This window comes from Silvibacterium bohemicum (genome assembly GCF_001006305.1).
Taxonomy (GTDB): Bacteria; Acidobacteriota; Terriglobia; order Terriglobales; family Acidobacteriaceae; genus Silvibacterium; species Silvibacterium bohemicum.
In genome coordinates this window covers 691,442-707,372 of the sequence record NZ_LBHJ01000003.1, presented here as the reverse complement: position 1 = coordinate 707,372, position 15,931 = coordinate 691,442, and the positions used below count along the sequence as shown (strand labels likewise).

Below are 15,931 nucleotides of genomic sequence, written 5' to 3'. Positions count from 1 at the left end.
TTCCTCCTATTTTGCGATGGCCCCAGAGATGCGTTCTGTTCCGTTATAGACGTTGAAATGATCGCCTCTCAGGAAGCCGATCAGAGTGATGTCAAACTCCTTCGCTACCTGAACCGCGAGACTCGAAGGTGCTCCAACCGAGACAACCATTGGAATGCCGCCCATGAGTGCTTTTTGCAGCAGTTCGAAACTGGCCCTGCCAGATAGCAAAAGTATGCGGTCGCGAAGTGGGGTCCGGTCGGCAAGGAACTCCGCTCCAATGAGCTTGTCCACCGCGTTATGACGCCCAACATCCTCCCGAATGGCGTGAAGGTCTCCGTCAGAATCAAACAGCCCCGAAGCATGGAGACCGCCCGTTCTTTCGAATACATCCTGGCCCGCTCTAAGTCTGTCAGGGAGCGAATAGAGCAGATTGGCTGCAACCTTGAGACTATTCGCTGCGCGCGGCGGGCAGACCGTACGCAAAGCCAACAGGGATGCTTTTCCGCAAATACCGCAACTGGAGGTTGTGTAGAAGTTGCGTTCGAGGTTCGCCATGCTGACCGCTACATCCGCGGCAAGCTCGACGCGAACGACATTGCGCTCCGGTTGGTAAGGCAACACTATCGCATTCGGAGCCGGCGGAGTGAGGCGGACTTCATTCGCAGAGCCTACGACATAGCTGATCTCGCTTATGTCGGCAGAATCGCCGACGATACCCTCGGTCAGGAGAAATCCCGCGGCCAGCTCGAAGTCGTGGCCGGGAGTCCGCATCGTGACAGAGATCGACTTCACTCGACGTGAGCTGGAGGGCCCGTAAGCAAGCTGCAATTCAAGCGGTTCTTCGACCGCCAGAGTGTCTGTTACCGGATGGACTTGATCCCCAATAAACCGGTTCACCACAGTTTGAGAGGTAGACCTTGCCCCTTGCTCCGTCGATCGATTACTCAATGTCATCAGTTCTTCATTCATTGCCAACTTGCACTCCGCATTCAGTGATGTAACGTTTCTGAACTTGCGGCAACCCACTGCTCGACATAAGCCGACGTTCCATGATCTATAAGAATACTCGGAGCTAATGAGACATAAAGATAGAGGACGCCATCCATCGGATCGTCGTATATACGCAATACTCCAAATCTCTTGCCCGTTTCTGCGAAAGTCATCTGCGGCTCAGTCGACACAAGCCAAAGTGTCGTATCTATAGATAGCTGGTCAGATTAAATTCAGTGCATGCCAGCCGTTTGAGGGGTGCATAATACGGAACGCCTTTGGCGAGGCGGAGCAGCCGTGACATCTCGGTTTCTCAAGGCGAATTGGAAAAATATGGGACCTCCTTGGACCACGTGATCAATCCGCTGCCCCTGCGGCTGGGTGAGGGATTCCGATACGAACGGAGTTCGCTTTTCGGGTTTGTCCCCTAAAAGATTGTTCGTTTATTCCAATGCGCCACAACCGCTTGCCGAATGTCATGCGTGCCTATTGGATAGGCCCTTCGCTTACACCTCGGTTGGAGCGATTGACTAACTGCAGGGCTGGCCTTTGCGCAGGCTAGAAGGAGTAGTGTCATGGACGCCCTCACGCTTCACCGTCTTCACTTCGCGTTCACTATCACGTATCACTATCTATTTCCGCAGCTCACGATGGGATTGTCTCTGCTTATCGTCGTCCTCAAGACACTGGCTTTGCGCACGGCAGATCACGACGATTCGGTTAACTACGACATCTCCTCCCGTTTCTGGGCGAAGATCTTCGCAATCAACTTCCTTCTCGGAGTTGTCACCGGTATCCCGATGGAGTTCCAGTTCGGAACCAACTGGTCAGAGTTCTCGCGCCGGACCGGCGCCGTGATCGGCATGCCCCTCGCCATGGAAGGCATCTTCTCTTTCTTTCTTGAGTCGGCCTTTCTCGGCCTCTTTCTCTTCGGTGAGAAACGCCTATCCCGACGCATGCACTGGCTTTCTGCCGTACTGGTCTTCGTCGGTTCCTGGATCTCCGGCTTCTTCATCATCGTTACCAACGCGTGGATGCAACACCCGGTGGGTTACAAACTTTTGCCGAATGGTGTTTACGAAGTTGGCAGTTTTCGTGAACTCATCTTCAACCCATGGGCTTGGATCGAGTACTCGCACAACATGTGTGCTGCGGTCGTTACAGCCTCCTTCGTTATGGCTGCAGTCGGGGCTCTCTACCTGCTCCAGCGGCGGGATGGCCCCTATGGACGCATCTTCCTCAAACTTGGTGTCATTGCGGGGATCATCTCCTGTGTTCTCCAGGTCTTCCCGACAGGCGACCTGCATGGCAAATACACGGCGAAGCATCAGCCCACCGCTATAGCAGGCATGGAGGGCCTCTTCCATTCGGAGAAGGGTGCGGGGATGATCCTTCTGGGCCAACCCAACTACAAAACGCAAACGATCGACAATCCTCTGATAGTCAACAAAGTCCTGAGCTTCCTTATCTATGGGACGACCGCCGCTGAAGTCGAAGGCCTCGACCACTTCCCCAAGGATCAATGGCCCTCCACGCTCCCGCTCCTGTTCTACAGCTACCACATCATGGCTGGACTCGGAACCTGGTTTGGCGCGCTCATGGCAGTTGCCGCGTTCTTGCTTTGGCGCGGCAAGCTATATTCCGCCCGCTGGATTCTCTGGCCCATTCTCTTAAGTTGGCCTTTGCCATACATTGCCACAGCCGCCGGTTGGATGACCGCGGAAATCGGCCGCCAACCCTGGCTTGTCTACGGACTCATCCGCACCGCGGAAGGTTCTTCGATGCATGTTTCGGCCAGCAACAGCCTCTTCTCCCTGCTTGGCTTCCTTGGTATGTATACCGTCCTTTCACTCCTATGGATCATCATCGTCTACAACCACATCCAGGCCGGACCATCGGCTCCCAAGCATGCCTTGCATACTCAGTCCATCACTGTCTAAGGAGAGGCTCACATGGGAACGCTTTGGTTCTGGATCGTCGCGCTGATGCTCGCCGCCTATATCGTCCTGGATGGCTTTGACCTCGGCGTAGGCGCCATTTATCTCTTTGTTGCCCGAAACGAATCCGAGCGCGTCCAGACCCTTCGTTCGATCGGCCCCGTGTGGGACGGCAACGAAGTATGGCTGCTCGCCGCGGGAGGCACGCTCTTCTTCGCCTTCCCTCTTCTCTATGCCTCGGCCTTCAGTGGCTTCTATCTGCCGCTGATGATGGTCCTCTGGCTCCTTATCCTGCGCGGCATCAGCGTAGAGCTCCGCGGCCACTCCGACGATCCTCTCTGGCGCACCTTCTTTGACGGTCTCTTTAGCTTCTCGAGCATCCTGCTCATCGTCTTCTTCGGCGCAGCTCTCGGCAACGTCGTTCGTGGTGTCCCAATTGGTCCAGACGACTACTTCTTCCTACCGCTCTGGACCAACTGGCGCACTGGTCCAAATCCCGGCATCCTCGACTGGTACACGATCCTCGGCAGCATCTTGGCCCTGGCCGCCCTGTCGCTGCACGGAGCTCTCTACCTGGCTCTCAAGACCGAAGGCCATCTCGAGCGTCGCGCACTCTATTTCTCTCGCCGCATCTGGATCGCCAGCGTTGCCCTTACCGCCATCGGAATCCCCGCCACAGTTTTCGCTCGGCCCGCTTCACTCGATAACTATCGCGGTCACCCGATTGCATTCCTTGTTCCGCTCGCTGTCATCGCCTGCGTGATCACGATGCGTCTCACCATGGCCATCAAGTCTCGTCTCCCATCCTTCCTCGCCTCCTGCGGCTACCTGCTTGCTATGCTCGTCGGGGCCGCCACCGGACTCTTCCCTGTACTGCTTCCTGCCGTAGGAACACGAGGCCGCGATCTTACAGTCGCGCGGGCCATCGCCGGACCCCATACTCTTCGTGTCGGTCTGGCATGGTGGTCTATAGGGGTCTGCCTTGCGCTTCTTTATTTTGGGATTGTGTACTGGCTGTTCCGAGGCAAGGTCCCTACGGATGCCGAAGGATACGGCCACTAGGGCGCAAGCGATATTGGATTTTCACTTTAGCTCGCTTATGTTGTGCGCACTCGCTGATGTGAAGTTCTTTTTGCCGCGGCTTCCATGGCACGAATTCTCACAGAGAAGATGGGCTGGGCTCAGGGATCTCCCCGCTCGCGCCCTTATCTAATCCACAACGATCCGTCTCACTCATTAAGCCTGTGCTGGCCGAATACTATGAATATATCGAGTTGCTTACTATGCGCACAAAACTGCGGACAGACGTCAGAGGAATCTGATGCCTATCCACCGTGAGTCATCAGAGTAACGACCATAACCTGCGCTTGATGAGCACCCGAATTTATCGCACACACCGTTCACTCAGCGAGACGGCCTGCTTAGCACGACCGCGTCACGATCACGCCGCAGCCCTTCGATCACGTCATCATCGAGATTGAGGTGGCCGCGCACAAGTTCTTTCGGTGTTAGAGCCATCCAGTTGGCCAGCGATATGTCTTTGTACACGGGAGTATTGAACACATTGATGATGCGAAGCATCGAATCGCCTGTGTTCTCGATGTAGTGCCCCAGTGTGCGTGGCACAAAGCCAACATCTCCCGCCGTGTAGTTGAAGGTCCGCGCCTTTGATGTAGCGTCGAAGACAGTCATTCTGGCGCTGCCCTCCATGTAGTACTGCCACTCGTCTGCACCCGGATGCCAATGAATCTCACGCATGCCGCCTGGCTCTATTTCCATCACCAGTGCCGAGAGGTTCGTCACCGGAAAATTCTCGGAGTCGATTACCTTGATTGCCCCACCGGAGTAACTTGTAGAGGGCTGCTCCGAAGCGTGGTACACGTAGGAAAACTTGGGAGGACTGTCAGGCAGCTGCTTACGGACAACGTCCAGCGGCGGAGGTACAGGCAGGGTGAAGATGTACTTCTCCGACTTCGGAATGCCTGCGAATTTTTCTGCACTCACGCCGAAGTTTTTAGCAAGAACCTCAGGCGGCAGATGCGCCATGAACTCGGTGATCAACAGAGTCTGGTTCTCGGAAAAATTGCCGTCATCGAATACGAGCAGGAACTCAGTGCCGCCCTCAAGTCCCTGTATGGAGTGCGGTACGCCAGCCGGAACCAGCCAGATGTCGCCAGGTTTCAAATCCTCGATGCAGACATTGCGATCCTGATCGACTACCGTCAGTCGGACGTTCCCCTGAAGGATATAGGCCCATTCCGCCTCTTTGTGCCAGTGGAGCTCGCGTACGACACCGGAGTCGAGACGCATGTCCACACCGGCCATCGACGTGGCAACGGGCAGTTCCCGCACCGTAACCTCTCTGGCCCAGCCGCCATCTTCAAGACGATTGTGCGCCATGGCAAAGGAGAACTTGAGATTGGGAATGGACCCGCTGTCGGTTGCCGGAGGGATGAGGACATCGGGGTTCTGCTCATCAAGCAGCACATTACGGGGACCAGGGTCCGTTGCTCCCTTGTCGCCGCGAATCGGTTGCCTTACTTCTTTCTCGGACATCTGGATCTCCTGAGCCTTGCGAGGTTTCATAATCATAACGTCGCTGATGCAGATCAGTGGTGACCGTGATCACAAGTCCGTTGCGTGAAGCTTGAGTGTTAGTCCGCGATATTGCAGTATTGAGCAAGAGATTTGCAGGAACTAACATAGACGGCTATTCGTTGCATGAGGTCTCCATCTGTGGAGATGGAGACCTCATGTGCTTCGATCCGAGATGATAGCGATGAAGTCCCTAAGAGAAAAGCAACCTACTGAAGATGTATACCGATGGCTGCGTTCTCGTCTGGTGATCCAAGCCAGTAGGAGTATTCCGCTGCGACTGCGAACAGGTGCAACATGTCCTCTGGTGTCGGTGGCGACGGTGGTCCCTGTTTCGCAGGGTTCGCTATCTGCCTGAAGAAATCGTAGAGGCCTTGCTGTGTCACGGCAACCGTCGTGGACGGCGACGATGAGCTGTTGCGCAACGCGTGCTTCACGTGAGGCTTTACTGCCACGGCCTTACCTGAAGGAACAGTCTGCCAGCCTTTGTGTTCGCCACTCTCCTGGTAGAGTTCGAGCGCTCCCTCGAGCACATAGAAGACCTCCGAGTCTGGGTGGCTGTGGAGAGGGATCACGATTCCAGGTGGAAGGGTGCCCTTGTAGATGCTTGCCTGTACGCCTGTCTCCTCGGGAGAGACAAGAAACTCGATTTGAACACCCAACACGTCGAATATCTGATCTGCGGTTTGGGAAGGAATGGGATTTGCGTTGCTGATGGTCATTGTTTCTCCAGAGACGAATCCTCTTCTGATGAAACTCGCATGCCAGGCAAGCTGCGTGTCCGATCCTTTGATTTCGTTCCCAAACCTCCGGAAATATCTTCAGTGACTAAAATATTTCTATGAACGATGTGCTGAGACTTGACCGAGTAATTGCGACGCCTCTTGTTGGAGTTATGTCTCAGACGCTCAGCAAGCAGTGTCTCTTCAAGGTCATCAAGGCGGGGACATTCGACCACGGACTCAAGCCGGACTCCATGACTCGATATCAGTACGGTCCTGGAGATCTAATCCTCGCTCGCAAAGGGACGGAAGAGTGGGTTCATTGGATCAGCGACTCGGACATGTTAATGCTTGAGTTGCCGGACAGTGCATTCCGAGATGTCGCGGACTCTACTGGGACGAGCGAGCTCGAGATCCAGGGAACGGCCAATCTCAGAGACCAGCGCATCTCGGCTCTTGTCGAGGCCCTGGAGGCCGAACAGGTAAGTGGATTCCCTGCTGGCAGGATCTTTCTTGACGGGATTGGAAGGGCTTTGGCGGCAACGCTCATGCAGACACGAGGTGTCCTGCAGCGATCGCTCAGGTCTTACACAACAGCATTATCGACTGCTCAGTTACGAAGGGTCATAGAACAGATCCATGTTCATATCGAGCGAGATTTAACAGTAGCGGAGCTTGCAGAGACGGCGGGACTCAGTGCCGCATACTTCTCAGAAGCGTTTCGAGGCGCTACAGGATATCCTCCTCACCAGTTTGTTGTGCGGGCACGTGTTGAGCGAGCAAAGGAATTGCTGCGAACGACCGATTGGACAATCATCGAGGTGGCAATGGCGTGCGGCTTTCAAAGTCCTCAACAACTCGCAAAGGTCTTTCAAAGACTTCTGAAGGCCACACCGACGGGCTACCGGCGCGAGTTCGCCCGCTGAGGCCATTCGGCTCGGCTGTCGGTGAAGATCACACCTCTAATGCCCGCAGCAGACCAGCCGCGCGAGAGTTTCGGCATCGTGAGTCGGTTTCGCGTCAGCCAGAGAGCTTTTCATCATGGAACTGGGAGAAAACACTGGCCCGATTCCAAACACCTTGCAGCATTGCAGGAATCCAGAGATTAGCGGGGCATCGACTCCAGCTATCCTCCATAAAGACAAGAGACCGCCCTTCGGCGTGTCGTGCCGCCTCTCCGATCGAGAGCACAAACAAAGAATGCCGAGAGTATGGGCAGTCTCCAAGCTGCCCCGCCGCAGTCGCCTGGCGGTAAACGCTGGCAGGTGCAAACAGACATTGCTCCGCAGCCGCCTCAGCCGACAAGCCCGACCTCGTCTGAACGTTCGCGTAAAGAACCCTCATTTGACGAAGACTCTTAACGACATTGTGCACGGCAATGCCGATGGCGTTGACGGCAGAAAGATCCTCATTCACCATGCCGGCAAGAAGACGCTTCGCGCGTCTGACTTTGCCGCTGACGAACCACCACATCATTAGAGGTAAGTTATTCAACCGGGGAGCCGCTACAAGGACCTTCGCAGCATCCCAACTTGCCTCGGTTGCCATGAACTTGCTGGAGAACAATTGGCCCAGCAGCTGCTGTACGAGGATACCCAGTTGAACATCCGGCCCAATGCCTCGAACCCAGTCCGCTAGAGGTTCCAGTTCGTCGGAGCCAGTCTTTATCGAGGCTACTTTCTCACCCAACAGGTTCCATAGGTCTTGCTGGTTGGATGTCCGTTGTGCATCGTCCCGCGGCATCATCGTCGGGAAACGGTGACCGCGGAAAGAAAGCACCTTAAGGGACCGTTTCAGAAGAAGCCAGTTGACAGGGCATGTCGGTGTCTCAAATCTGCGATCGAGATTCGGATCGCGAGCCAGGGCCGCAATCTCATTCGGATCGCTGACTTCAATCAAATCGACAAGCCCTGCAACTTTCCGTCTCTTCATGAACCCCTCCGCGTTTATTTTAGGTCGGGCGCAAGCCGGCTTGGAGCGGAGCTCACCAACCGCGACCATAATTCAAACGCATCGATGTTCCCATGCCATCGCCCATTGAATTGCAGAAATGAGCAAGATATTTAGAGCATCCCTCGTCGACAGATATCCGGACAATGAGGTCTCCTATCTTAGGATGCGCAAGAGGCATAGGAGATACAAAGATGACGCTTGATGCAAGCCAAGGTTTAGTACATCTCAAGAGTCCTCGCTCCGTTCCCGACACGATCTTGCGCCTTGCAGATTTAGTCAGAGCGAAGGGGTTAACGTTGCTGGCGAAAATCGACCACAGCGGCGATGCAGCGAAGGTAGGCCTCCGAATGAATCCAACGGAGTTGCTTATCTTTGGGAGTCCGAAGGCAGGTACTCCCCTCATGATGGCAGCACCAACACTCGCCATAGACCTGCCTCTAAAAGCTCTGGCTTGGCAAGACTCCGACGGCAGTGTCTGGCTCACCTACAACTCCACCAGCTACTTGGCCGAGCGCCACGGTATTCCAGACGAACTTCTTTCCAATATCGCGGGAATACAGGCTCTCTGCGAGAGCGCTGTCCAATCCTAAACACTCCACCAAGACGACGCAGTTTTTGAGTTGAGATCAGGATCGAGACACGGATAGCTTTTCATCTGCCACCGGTCATGGCTTCATAAGCTTCAACCGCTACACCCACACAAAGGATCGAATCAATGTCTACTCAAGCTAAGCCTCTCCATATCGATATTCCTGTCAAACTGAAGGACGTAAAGATTCTGTTCAGCGTCGCTTCTCTTTCCTTCGAGGGAGACCTCCCCGCAGCCGCATTTCATATGGGCTTGATCGTCAAGGACGCAGCAGATTCGAACGCCTCTCTTAAGGCCATTGCAGTTTTTCACACAAATGCGGGACACGTAACTCTTCATGACGAGGCCTACAACAAGGATCGCAATATCAATACTGGGAATCCGTACCGAAAGCTCGTTACCGACCTCATGGATAAGGGCGTCGCGGTGGAACTGTGCGGCGCTACCGCTGCTGCTCACGGATGGGGCAATGAAGACACCATCCCGGGCATCAAGGTAAATACAGATGCCATGGCGAGAGTCACCGAACTCGTACAGCAGGGCTTTGTCCAAATCTCGGAAGTCTAAAACACAGCATTCAGCCTATGTTGTGAAATCAGGTCCCGTTACTTAGCGTGAAGAGATCATTGAGCGCTCTAGCACTCAATGATCTCTTCACGCTTCGGTGTAAATTGAACTCGCAGGAGAGCGTTTCAACATAGAGGCTCTGTCCGGCCAATACGGTTCGAACCCATCTCGCTGATACGTGTGAGCGAGTTATTGGTCGGCCAGGTATTTTGCCAAAGCGTCAGGCAACGCGATTTCCGAGAAGTATTGAAAATGGTTGCATTGCTGCAGAGGCGATGAGCCATCGAGGATAGACGACTCGGCAGCCACGATTAGATCATTTGGCTGGTTCTCAAAAAAATTCTGCGCAGCAGTTGCCAACAACCCTTGGCCAAACGATCCGCTACTGACGGGATCGCAAATCCCGCCCCATGTTCTCGGGGAGATTGGCTCGATTTGGAAGCTATGCATGTCAATGAAGGGTGAGTCTGGGGCCATAGCGGAGATACCAGGCGGCAGAGCATCAAAAGAGTACAGATATGAGGCGGCGCCCTCCGCGGTTGTCACACCAAGGGCATTTCCGTCTTTGCGAGCGCACGTTCGATAGTAGGCGTTCATACCGACCTGAGCAGCGCCTGCAATAAAAGCCGCCCCGGCTCCGAAACCGGCTATGGGCGTCCCCTGATGCGGCGTCCCTGCACTCCAGACTGTTACTTCCAGATCTGGGCACACGAGCTTTAACCGGAGCGCCGCCTGAGACGCGACGAGCCCACCTCGCGAATGGGAGACGAGCAACGCCCGACGCAATCCCTTGCTATGTAGACGCTGAAGTTCAGAAGCGAGAGCATTCACGTTCTCCGAAATCCGGCGGAACGTGTCGTGTTCAAAGCGGACGATGGTAGCGATTGGTGAGGCCACTTTCAGGCGCGAAGCAAGCTCCACGGAACATGAGAATGAGCCATGTACTGCCACAACAAGCGGTACAGCGGGATTCACATCACTAGTCTTGAAGTTAGAAAGTTCTTTGCAACTAGCTCCCAGGGAGTCCCGTGCTTCTTCAGCTCTGAGTCGAGGAATGTACCCGGGGTCGCGAAGAAGGGGTCGTGGACGATCTACGGCTCGGCGAGCGATCTTGCCCACAAACAATCCACTTAGATTTCGTACTCCAATCTTCCATGAATGTGCCCACTCACGAGCTATTGAACCGGCACGGTTCATCCAGGTGTGGGCGGGTGGCTCGTTGACCTCAAGGATGACGCTCTCTGCTCCGCCATAGAGCCTTCCGTCTAAGACAGGCAGAAGTTCACCTACAGCATCGACTCCATAGTCTACAAATGTCGGCTGAAAGCCGGGCAGATTCCAGCGATATTGGAGTATCAGCTCGACAGCCCCCTCTGGAATAACCGTCAAAACGACCGTCGGATGTTGCCACACCAGGTGGCCGGACTCTCGAAGAGACAGAGCAACTGCTCCTTCCGGACCACGCTCGATCCGGATGCTATCAGTCTCAAGGCTCCCCTCTGTTGCCCACAGAGGGATAGGGTCGGACCATGGTGCCGGACCATTCTCGGCGGTAGCTTCCAGCACATGCCAGGGAATGCCTTTGGTTGCTCCCCAGCGCTCACGTGCTATCGGAACAAGATCAGAAAACAGTTGATGCTGATCTTCAAATTGCGTGAAATCGATATATTCCGGGCGGCGATCTTCAAAGACCGCAGTTACTTGCCACATTCGAACTCTCCGATCAAATCATTCTAAGTTGGAGTTCGCGTCGTGCCAGTTAAATTGCCAAATCTTCGACGAAACCTGGATGCGGCCACTGCAAAATGAGGACTCATCGGAAATGATCAACTGCAACGTTTCTGCAGATGAGTTGCTCATTTCTCGCCCCGCGTCCTATTCCTAGTTTTGACTGGTGCGTGAGCATAAGAGTTCAGTAGGCCTTACAATGGAGGAAGTTCTTTGACAGCGCTGCATTGTGCAACGCTCGAAGCTGCTCCATCAAGTGGGGGCGTCACGGTTTCGACGGGGTTGCTTGTGGCAGAGAGGCATGCCGGGGTGTGGACACCCGTAATCGCTCACAAAACTATAAGTGCCGAACCTCAATTCGCGCTTGCTGCTTAATTAATTAGGTAGCCGATTGCTTCCGCTTCGCCTACGGGCGGATACCAATCGTCGCACAGTAGGCTGGTCAAAGCTGTTCCGTCTGGACGGCAATGACGAGATCAATCAGGCTGGTCGGTGTCGCGTCTTCGCCCGTTCTAAGCGCCATTGACGAGACAAAGATGAACCTGGGAAAAGCATGAATGCTCTCTGTTGGAAGTTTCTTCGGACGGGAGTTCAACTCTCCCCGCCTCCACCAATTCCTTTACTTTCAATTACATACGCCTCACGCAAGCCGATTCAGGCTTGGGCCGGCACCACAGGTTCAGAGTCTCAGGTCAGTAACGTCTCCGTCACTGCGGCTCCGGTTTTCCTGATATGTTGAGCTAGCCGATTCCCCTGACTCTTGGGCAACGCAATTACAAGCAAACGTTCTGCCCGTGAGGCAGCTACGTATAGCTTCCTTGCCGCTTCCGCACTGCCTTCGGGCTGCCCACTCAAGAGGTAGTCGACGATATCCTTACAGGTCGTTTTGGTCATGACGACGCAGACGGCCGGAAACTCCATACCTTTTACTGAGTGAATTGTTCGCGCGTTGAGACCGGACATTGGTTTGCAGGTCAGAATTGAGCCAAGCAAAGCGTTGTTCCTAAGTTTCTGTGCGATCGTCACGCCATTGACCGCGAGGTAAGGCAACAGGAGTGTTCTCGCCGTGTTTAGCCATTCGTCTGCACTAGCGTAGCGGCCCCCGTCATACGAAAGCGATTGGCATAATTCCAGCATCAAGGGGCGCCATTCTTCCACCTTGGCTCCGATCGCCACGACGTGTTGATGATAGGTCTTCTCTCCCATTGCACCGCCGAGCTCAAGCGTAATACTGTGCAAAGCCTCGAGTGCCGTCTTTCTGGCGTTGACTTCTGCAGCTGCATAAAAACCAGTGATGGCATACGCCAGACGCAGTGTTCGGTCCTGCGCTTTAGCATCCGCCGATTGTCCAATTGCCTTGCAAGCAGCATCTCTTGTGGAGGAGAGCACTGGGCAATCAAGTAGCGAGAGGCCGAGGCCTTCAACAAGCGCTTTGAACTTCCGTCCGATGGTCGCCGGAGTAGAATTCCCGCCATAGTGCAGGATATGGATCTTGGTGGCATCGCTCGCCAAAGAGCCGAGCGATTGATCTGTGGGCTGTTGTTCCCCTTGTGCTCGAAACGCCGCGATCGCTTTGCATATGTTCGGAGTTGAACGAAAGTTACCAGTCATCACGAGCCTGTCGCTCGCTTCGAATGAATCGCGAAGAGCAAATAGCTCCTCTGAGACGCCGCCACGAAACCCATAGATGGATTGATGAGGATCGCAGATAACCTTGGTGGCAATGCCAGCGGAACGAAACCAGTTGATGATGTCAATGTCAGCTGGGTTGCAGTCTTGAGCTTCATCTACAACTATTTCGCAAAACCGCGCAGCCAGAGCTTTGGAAAGGTTTGCCGACAGAGAAATATTCGCGAGATGGCCCTTTACGAGCGCTCGCACGTCGCTGAAACCAAGTTCTCCTCTCGCAATGAAGCGCCCGCGGCACTCCTTGGCACTTGCCTCGTATTTGGCTGTCCTTCCCGGATTAGCAGCGGGGTCGAAGCCCTCGAGTTTTGATTTGTCCGGAATCATCTTCCCTGTATCACGGTCAAAGCACGAGAGAGAAATTGACTGCGCCCCATCGTAGGGCGCTATCAAACGATCATCCATGTCGAGAATTAGCTGCGGAGCTTTCGCGTGGCCGGGAATACCCAGCGGAGCGATGAAGAACTGCCAGAGGAATGCGTCAAAGGTGCCAACGTAGTGCGGGAAGACAGGATTCGAAAGTACCCCTTCGAATTGCAGCCGGCTCCTCAGCTCTCCAACGGCAGCATTCGTGAAGGAGAGGAATGCCAACCCTTGACCGGTGCGATTAGTTCTGAGTTCCCTCCGAGCACGTTCGATAAGGACCTGCGTTTTGCCGGCTCCAGGGCACGCTGATATAAAGGCGCTGCGCGGGTGGCGCACCACATCCTTTTGCTCATTGGTCGGCAGGAATGGTTTGCGGCTCATTGCACCACGTTCTCTATGGCTGTTTTGAGATATGGCGGGACACTGAAGCTGTCACCTTCCTGGATTGCTTCCGCGAGCAGTTGAGCGAAGTCCCCTTTGGGGGTGTTATCAAAGAGCCCCTGTACGGCCGCTGCCCTCTCGTCCCCACTCAGTGCCACAGCCGCGTCCCACTTTGCTTCTGACCTTGGATGAAGCTCCAGGTAGACGCCTTTCAGCAACGCGCCGTTTCCCGCATTGACCAACTCCGTCTCAAGCGAATACGTGTTGATGGATACATGCAACACGCCCGATGCAAGGAGTGCTTTGGCGATGTTTTCGTAAGCGACTTTTCTTATTTCGCCAGGCGTGGCCACACCGGGAGCATGATCGACTCTGTCGCCGTCGGTGATCACAACCACGCGGTCAGCTATCCGAATATCGTTGTAAGCGGTAAGCAAGAGTCGCAAGTAGCATTCGAAATCAACGCCATCAATCGGCACAAAGACTGCGCTCCGGAATATGCGGAACTTCTCCTGATCTTGGTTCAGGACATACTTTTTCGCGATGACAGGAAGAAGCAAGGCCTCTGCAATTCCTTCCACCAAAAGCACCCTCCCACCGAACAAGAGTGCGGACTTTGTCACGTCAAGATAACGGTCAATCTTTCGGCGCTCAGGGTCTGACAAAGCGAGTTCCTTGAGCGGAATGCAACGCGTCGAACGCCGCGGCACAGGTAAGGGCGAAGTCGCTGCGTTGGCTGTTTCGGCCGGTTCGGCACTTGAATCCTTGAACTCATCGATCGCTGGTTCTGTTTCAGGAGGCATCTCGACGGTAGTCGCCTCCGTCGTCGTCATCATCGGATTGTCACTATTGGAGTCAGCAATGGCCGATGCAACAGCGACTAATTCAGTCTCGCTTGGGGGTTCGATCGGCTCCGCCTTGCCGTCTGAAGCGTGGACGGATCGGAAGAACACGAGATTCTTGCTTGAGACCCAAGCGGACAAGTTTGGCGAGTGCGTTGCCACAACCACCTGCAGTTGTCCTGCCGGTCCCTGGTACCCAGGGCGGATGATCTTCGACTTCTCGGCATGCTCTTCCAGAAAGCACAACACAGCCGCCTGCAGTTGGGGATGAAGATGAGCTTCCGGCTCCTCGACCAGAAACAAAGTTAGGTCGCTGTTCGTTGCTTTTTCGAGTTCAACTGCGATCGTTGCCATATAGAGGAGATTTGCGTAGCCGTGGCCGGTGTACCGCAAGTCTTCCGGCTCAATTCCGTGGTCAGCCAGCTTAAAGCGGAGGTCACGCGCGATGTCGATCAAGGCCTCTTCGCTGTTGAACCCAAGGGAGGATCCCTGGCGCCGCACCCCAGCGGTAAGAGCGGTCAGACCCGCATCTACAGCGATACCGATATCCTTCAGAATTCGCTCATCGGTGTCGCGCTTCAATCGGCCAGCCAACTCTTTGGGGTCTTCCTCCCCCAGGAAATGGCGCAACAGCGTGTAGATACGGGTCGGATTCCCGGACGCAAGCGCGCGCTTAGCGTCACGCAATGGCGGGAGGTATACGTGGCGGATGGTCTCCTGACATCCCGGTTCCGGAGAGGACTTGAGATGGCCGGCCCAGATCGTTGGGCGAGCAGGAAGACGCTTCTTGCTCTCGTCATAGCTGAGCCCGAAGATCGCCTTCTGAAGGGTATGATCGGTTACCGCAGAGATAAGTCTTCCCTGTTGTGGAACGCTGAGATCCGCAAATGTGGCCTCGAGTTCGAACTTTGGTTCGGTGCTCCCGAATCGGATGTCTGCCGTTTCGCAGTAGATTTCGCGCCGGCCGCTCAACGGGGTGGTGATGAGCCTGAGGGCGTCAATGGCGTTACTCTTCCCGCCGTTGTTTTCTCCAACCAGTATCGTGAGATCTTTTTCAAAACAGATTCGCTCGTCTTCAAACGACCGGAACTTCTTCAGGCACAGTGCTTCAAGAAACATGGAGACTCCGCAACAAACTCTGCACGTTAGCAGTTGCGTTCCGCAATCGCCACTGCGGATTAGCCGACGAAAATTGTCCTGTTAAGTTGCTGTACCAGCTTACGGTGTGTTCCCTATCCAGGGACAGATGGATCGTGCGGGGGTGGCTCTACTTCGTAACATTGCGAATGGAATATCGCACCAAGACGTCGAAGGTCCTGGCTCGGCACCTCCCAAAGAAGCTAACGTGTCACGCTGGATTCGTCATGTATAAAGGTTCAAGTGCACTTCAGCGTACTCGGATGGAAAATTCCGGTTGCGAGGTGTGGGAATGCTTCTGGAAGCAGGCAGGTTCCGAGTGCAAGACCATTTTGTGACCGGATTGTGCCAAGATCTGAGAATGATGCGAATCATGACAGATTTGAGCTTCGCAGAATCAATAAGTTGCTTAGAATGATGGGGTGATGTCGGACCGACTCCCGCCGCCTCCACCAT

At 54.6% G+C, this 15,931-nt stretch carries 12 protein-coding genes and 1 other RNA gene; 6 read left to right on the top strand and 7 right to left on the bottom strand.

Features of this window, described 5'->3' with window-relative positions; genetic code table 11:
* Window positions 1-6 precede the first annotated feature (6 nt).
* A complete protein-coding gene (gene fdhD / locus XX99_RS08510; RefSeq protein WP_082125463.1) occupies window positions 7-936 on the bottom strand; it encodes a formate dehydrogenase accessory sulfurtransferase FdhD in 930 nt (309 codons plus the stop codon).
* A 611-nt stretch (window positions 937-1,547) separates the two neighbouring features.
* Here fdhD and XX99_RS08505 point away from each other — a divergent pair.
* Together XX99_RS08505 and cydB are read left to right on the top strand one after the other, a co-directional pair.
* Window positions 1,548-2,912 carry a cytochrome ubiquinol oxidase subunit I gene (locus XX99_RS08505; protein WP_050058924.1) on the top strand — a complete coding sequence of 455 codons (1,365 nt, stop codon included), beginning with the start codon at window positions 1,548-1,550 and terminating at the stop codon, window positions 2,910-2,912.
* Between the two features lie 12 nt (window positions 2,913-2,924).
* Window positions 2,925-3,971, top strand: coding sequence for a cytochrome d ubiquinol oxidase subunit II (gene cydB, locus XX99_RS08500; RefSeq protein WP_050058923.1), 1,047 nt, complete (start codon window positions 2,925-2,927; stop codon window positions 3,969-3,971).
* A gap of 342 nt (window positions 3,972-4,313) precedes the next feature.
* Here the strand turns inward: cydB and XX99_RS08495 are convergent, their stop codons facing one another.
* Entirely contained in the window at window positions 4,314-5,465 is a 1,152-nt protein-coding gene (locus XX99_RS08495) for a cupin domain-containing protein (protein ID WP_050058922.1), read from the bottom strand.
* A 248-nt stretch (window positions 5,466-5,713) separates the two neighbouring features.
* Complete coding sequence (locus XX99_RS08490; protein ID WP_050058921.1) at window positions 5,714-6,226, bottom strand: cupin domain-containing protein; 513 nt, start codon at window positions 6,224-6,226, stop codon at window positions 5,714-5,716.
* 119 nt (window positions 6,227-6,345) lie between these two features.
* Between XX99_RS08490 and XX99_RS08485 the strand changes: the two genes are divergently transcribed.
* Window positions 6,346-7,152 carry a helix-turn-helix domain-containing protein gene (locus XX99_RS08485; protein ID WP_050058920.1) on the top strand — a complete coding sequence of 269 codons (807 nt, stop codon included), beginning with the start codon at window positions 6,346-6,348 and terminating at the stop codon, window positions 7,150-7,152.
* Window positions 7,153-7,246: 94 nt separating this feature from the next.
* Here the strand turns inward: XX99_RS08485 and XX99_RS08480 are convergent, their stop codons facing one another.
* On the bottom strand, window positions 7,247-8,125 hold the full coding sequence (locus XX99_RS08480; RefSeq protein WP_156185867.1) for a hypothetical protein: 879 nt from the start codon (window positions 8,123-8,125) through the stop codon (window positions 7,247-7,249).
* Window positions 8,126-8,370: 245 nt separating this feature from the next.
* On the opposite strand from XX99_RS08480, the gene XX99_RS08475 reads away from it, so the two are divergent.
* The gene (locus tag XX99_RS08475; protein WP_050058918.1) at window positions 8,371-8,769 is read left to right on the top strand and encodes a DUF302 domain-containing protein; all 399 of its coding nucleotides are present in this window, start codon (window positions 8,371-8,373) and stop codon (window positions 8,767-8,769) included.
* 125 nt (window positions 8,770-8,894) lie between these two features.
* Window positions 8,895-9,335 (top strand): DsrE family protein, encoded by a 441-nt coding sequence (locus XX99_RS08470; RefSeq protein ID WP_050058917.1) that lies wholly within the window; start codon window positions 8,895-8,897, stop codon window positions 9,333-9,335.
* A gap of 189 nt (window positions 9,336-9,524) precedes the next feature.
* Here the strand turns inward: XX99_RS08470 and XX99_RS08465 are convergent, their stop codons facing one another.
* Window positions 9,525-11,045 (bottom strand): hypothetical protein, encoded by a 1,521-nt coding sequence (locus XX99_RS08465; RefSeq protein WP_050058916.1) that lies wholly within the window; start codon window positions 11,043-11,045, stop codon window positions 9,525-9,527.
* Between the two features lie 276 nt (window positions 11,046-11,321).
* On the opposite strand from XX99_RS08465, the gene ssrA reads away from it, so the two are divergent.
* Window positions 11,322-11,676: a transfer-messenger RNA gene (gene ssrA, locus XX99_RS26650) on the top strand.
* 74 nt (window positions 11,677-11,750) lie between these two features.
* Here ssrA and XX99_RS08460 read toward each other — a convergent pair.
* Window positions 11,751-13,496, bottom strand: a complete 1,746-nt coding sequence (locus XX99_RS08460) for an ATP-dependent helicase (RefSeq protein WP_050058915.1) — start codon at window positions 13,494-13,496, stop codon at window positions 11,751-11,753.
* Window positions 13,493-15,457, bottom strand: coding sequence for an ATP-dependent nuclease (locus XX99_RS08455; protein ID WP_050058914.1), 1,965 nt, complete (start codon window positions 15,455-15,457; stop codon window positions 13,493-13,495). The genes XX99_RS08460 and XX99_RS08455 overlap by 4 nt, the downstream gene beginning before the upstream one ends.
* Between the last annotated feature and the right edge of the window lie 474 nt (window positions 15,458-15,931).

What these genes read in the sequence shown, in the direction of transcription:
- fdhD (WP_082125463.1), bottom strand. Translation starts at nt 936, where the DNA reads ATGACATTGAGTAATCGATCGACGGAGCAAGGGGCAAGGTCTACCTCT.
- XX99_RS08505 (WP_050058924.1), top strand. Translation starts at nt 1,548, where the DNA reads ATGGACGCCCTCACGCTTCACCGTCTTCACTTCGCGTTCACTATCACG.
- cydB (WP_050058923.1), top strand. Translation starts at nt 2,925, where the DNA reads ATGGGAACGCTTTGGTTCTGGATCGTCGCGCTGATGCTCGCCGCCTAT.
- XX99_RS08495 (WP_050058922.1), bottom strand. Translation starts at nt 5,465, where the DNA reads ATGTCCGAGAAAGAAGTAAGGCAACCGATTCGCGGCGACAAGGGAGCA.
- XX99_RS08490 (WP_050058921.1), bottom strand. Translation starts at nt 6,226, where the DNA reads ATGACCATCAGCAACGCAAATCCCATTCCTTCCCAAACCGCAGATCAG.
- XX99_RS08485 (WP_050058920.1), top strand. Translation starts at nt 6,346, where the DNA reads ATGAACGATGTGCTGAGACTTGACCGAGTAATTGCGACGCCTCTTGTT.
- XX99_RS08475 (WP_050058918.1), top strand. Translation starts at nt 8,371, where the DNA reads ATGACGCTTGATGCAAGCCAAGGTTTAGTACATCTCAAGAGTCCTCGC.
- XX99_RS08470 (WP_050058917.1), top strand. Translation starts at nt 8,895, where the DNA reads ATGTCTACTCAAGCTAAGCCTCTCCATATCGATATTCCTGTCAAACTG.
- XX99_RS08465 (WP_050058916.1), bottom strand. Translation starts at nt 11,045, where the DNA reads ATGTGGCAAGTAACTGCGGTCTTTGAAGATCGCCGCCCGGAATATATC.
- XX99_RS08460 (WP_050058915.1), bottom strand. Translation starts at nt 13,496, where the DNA reads ATGAGCCGCAAACCATTCCTGCCGACCAATGAGCAAAAGGATGTGGTG.
- XX99_RS08455 (WP_050058914.1), bottom strand. Translation starts at nt 15,457, where the DNA reads ATGTTTCTTGAAGCACTGTGCCTGAAGAAGTTCCGGTCGTTTGAAGAC.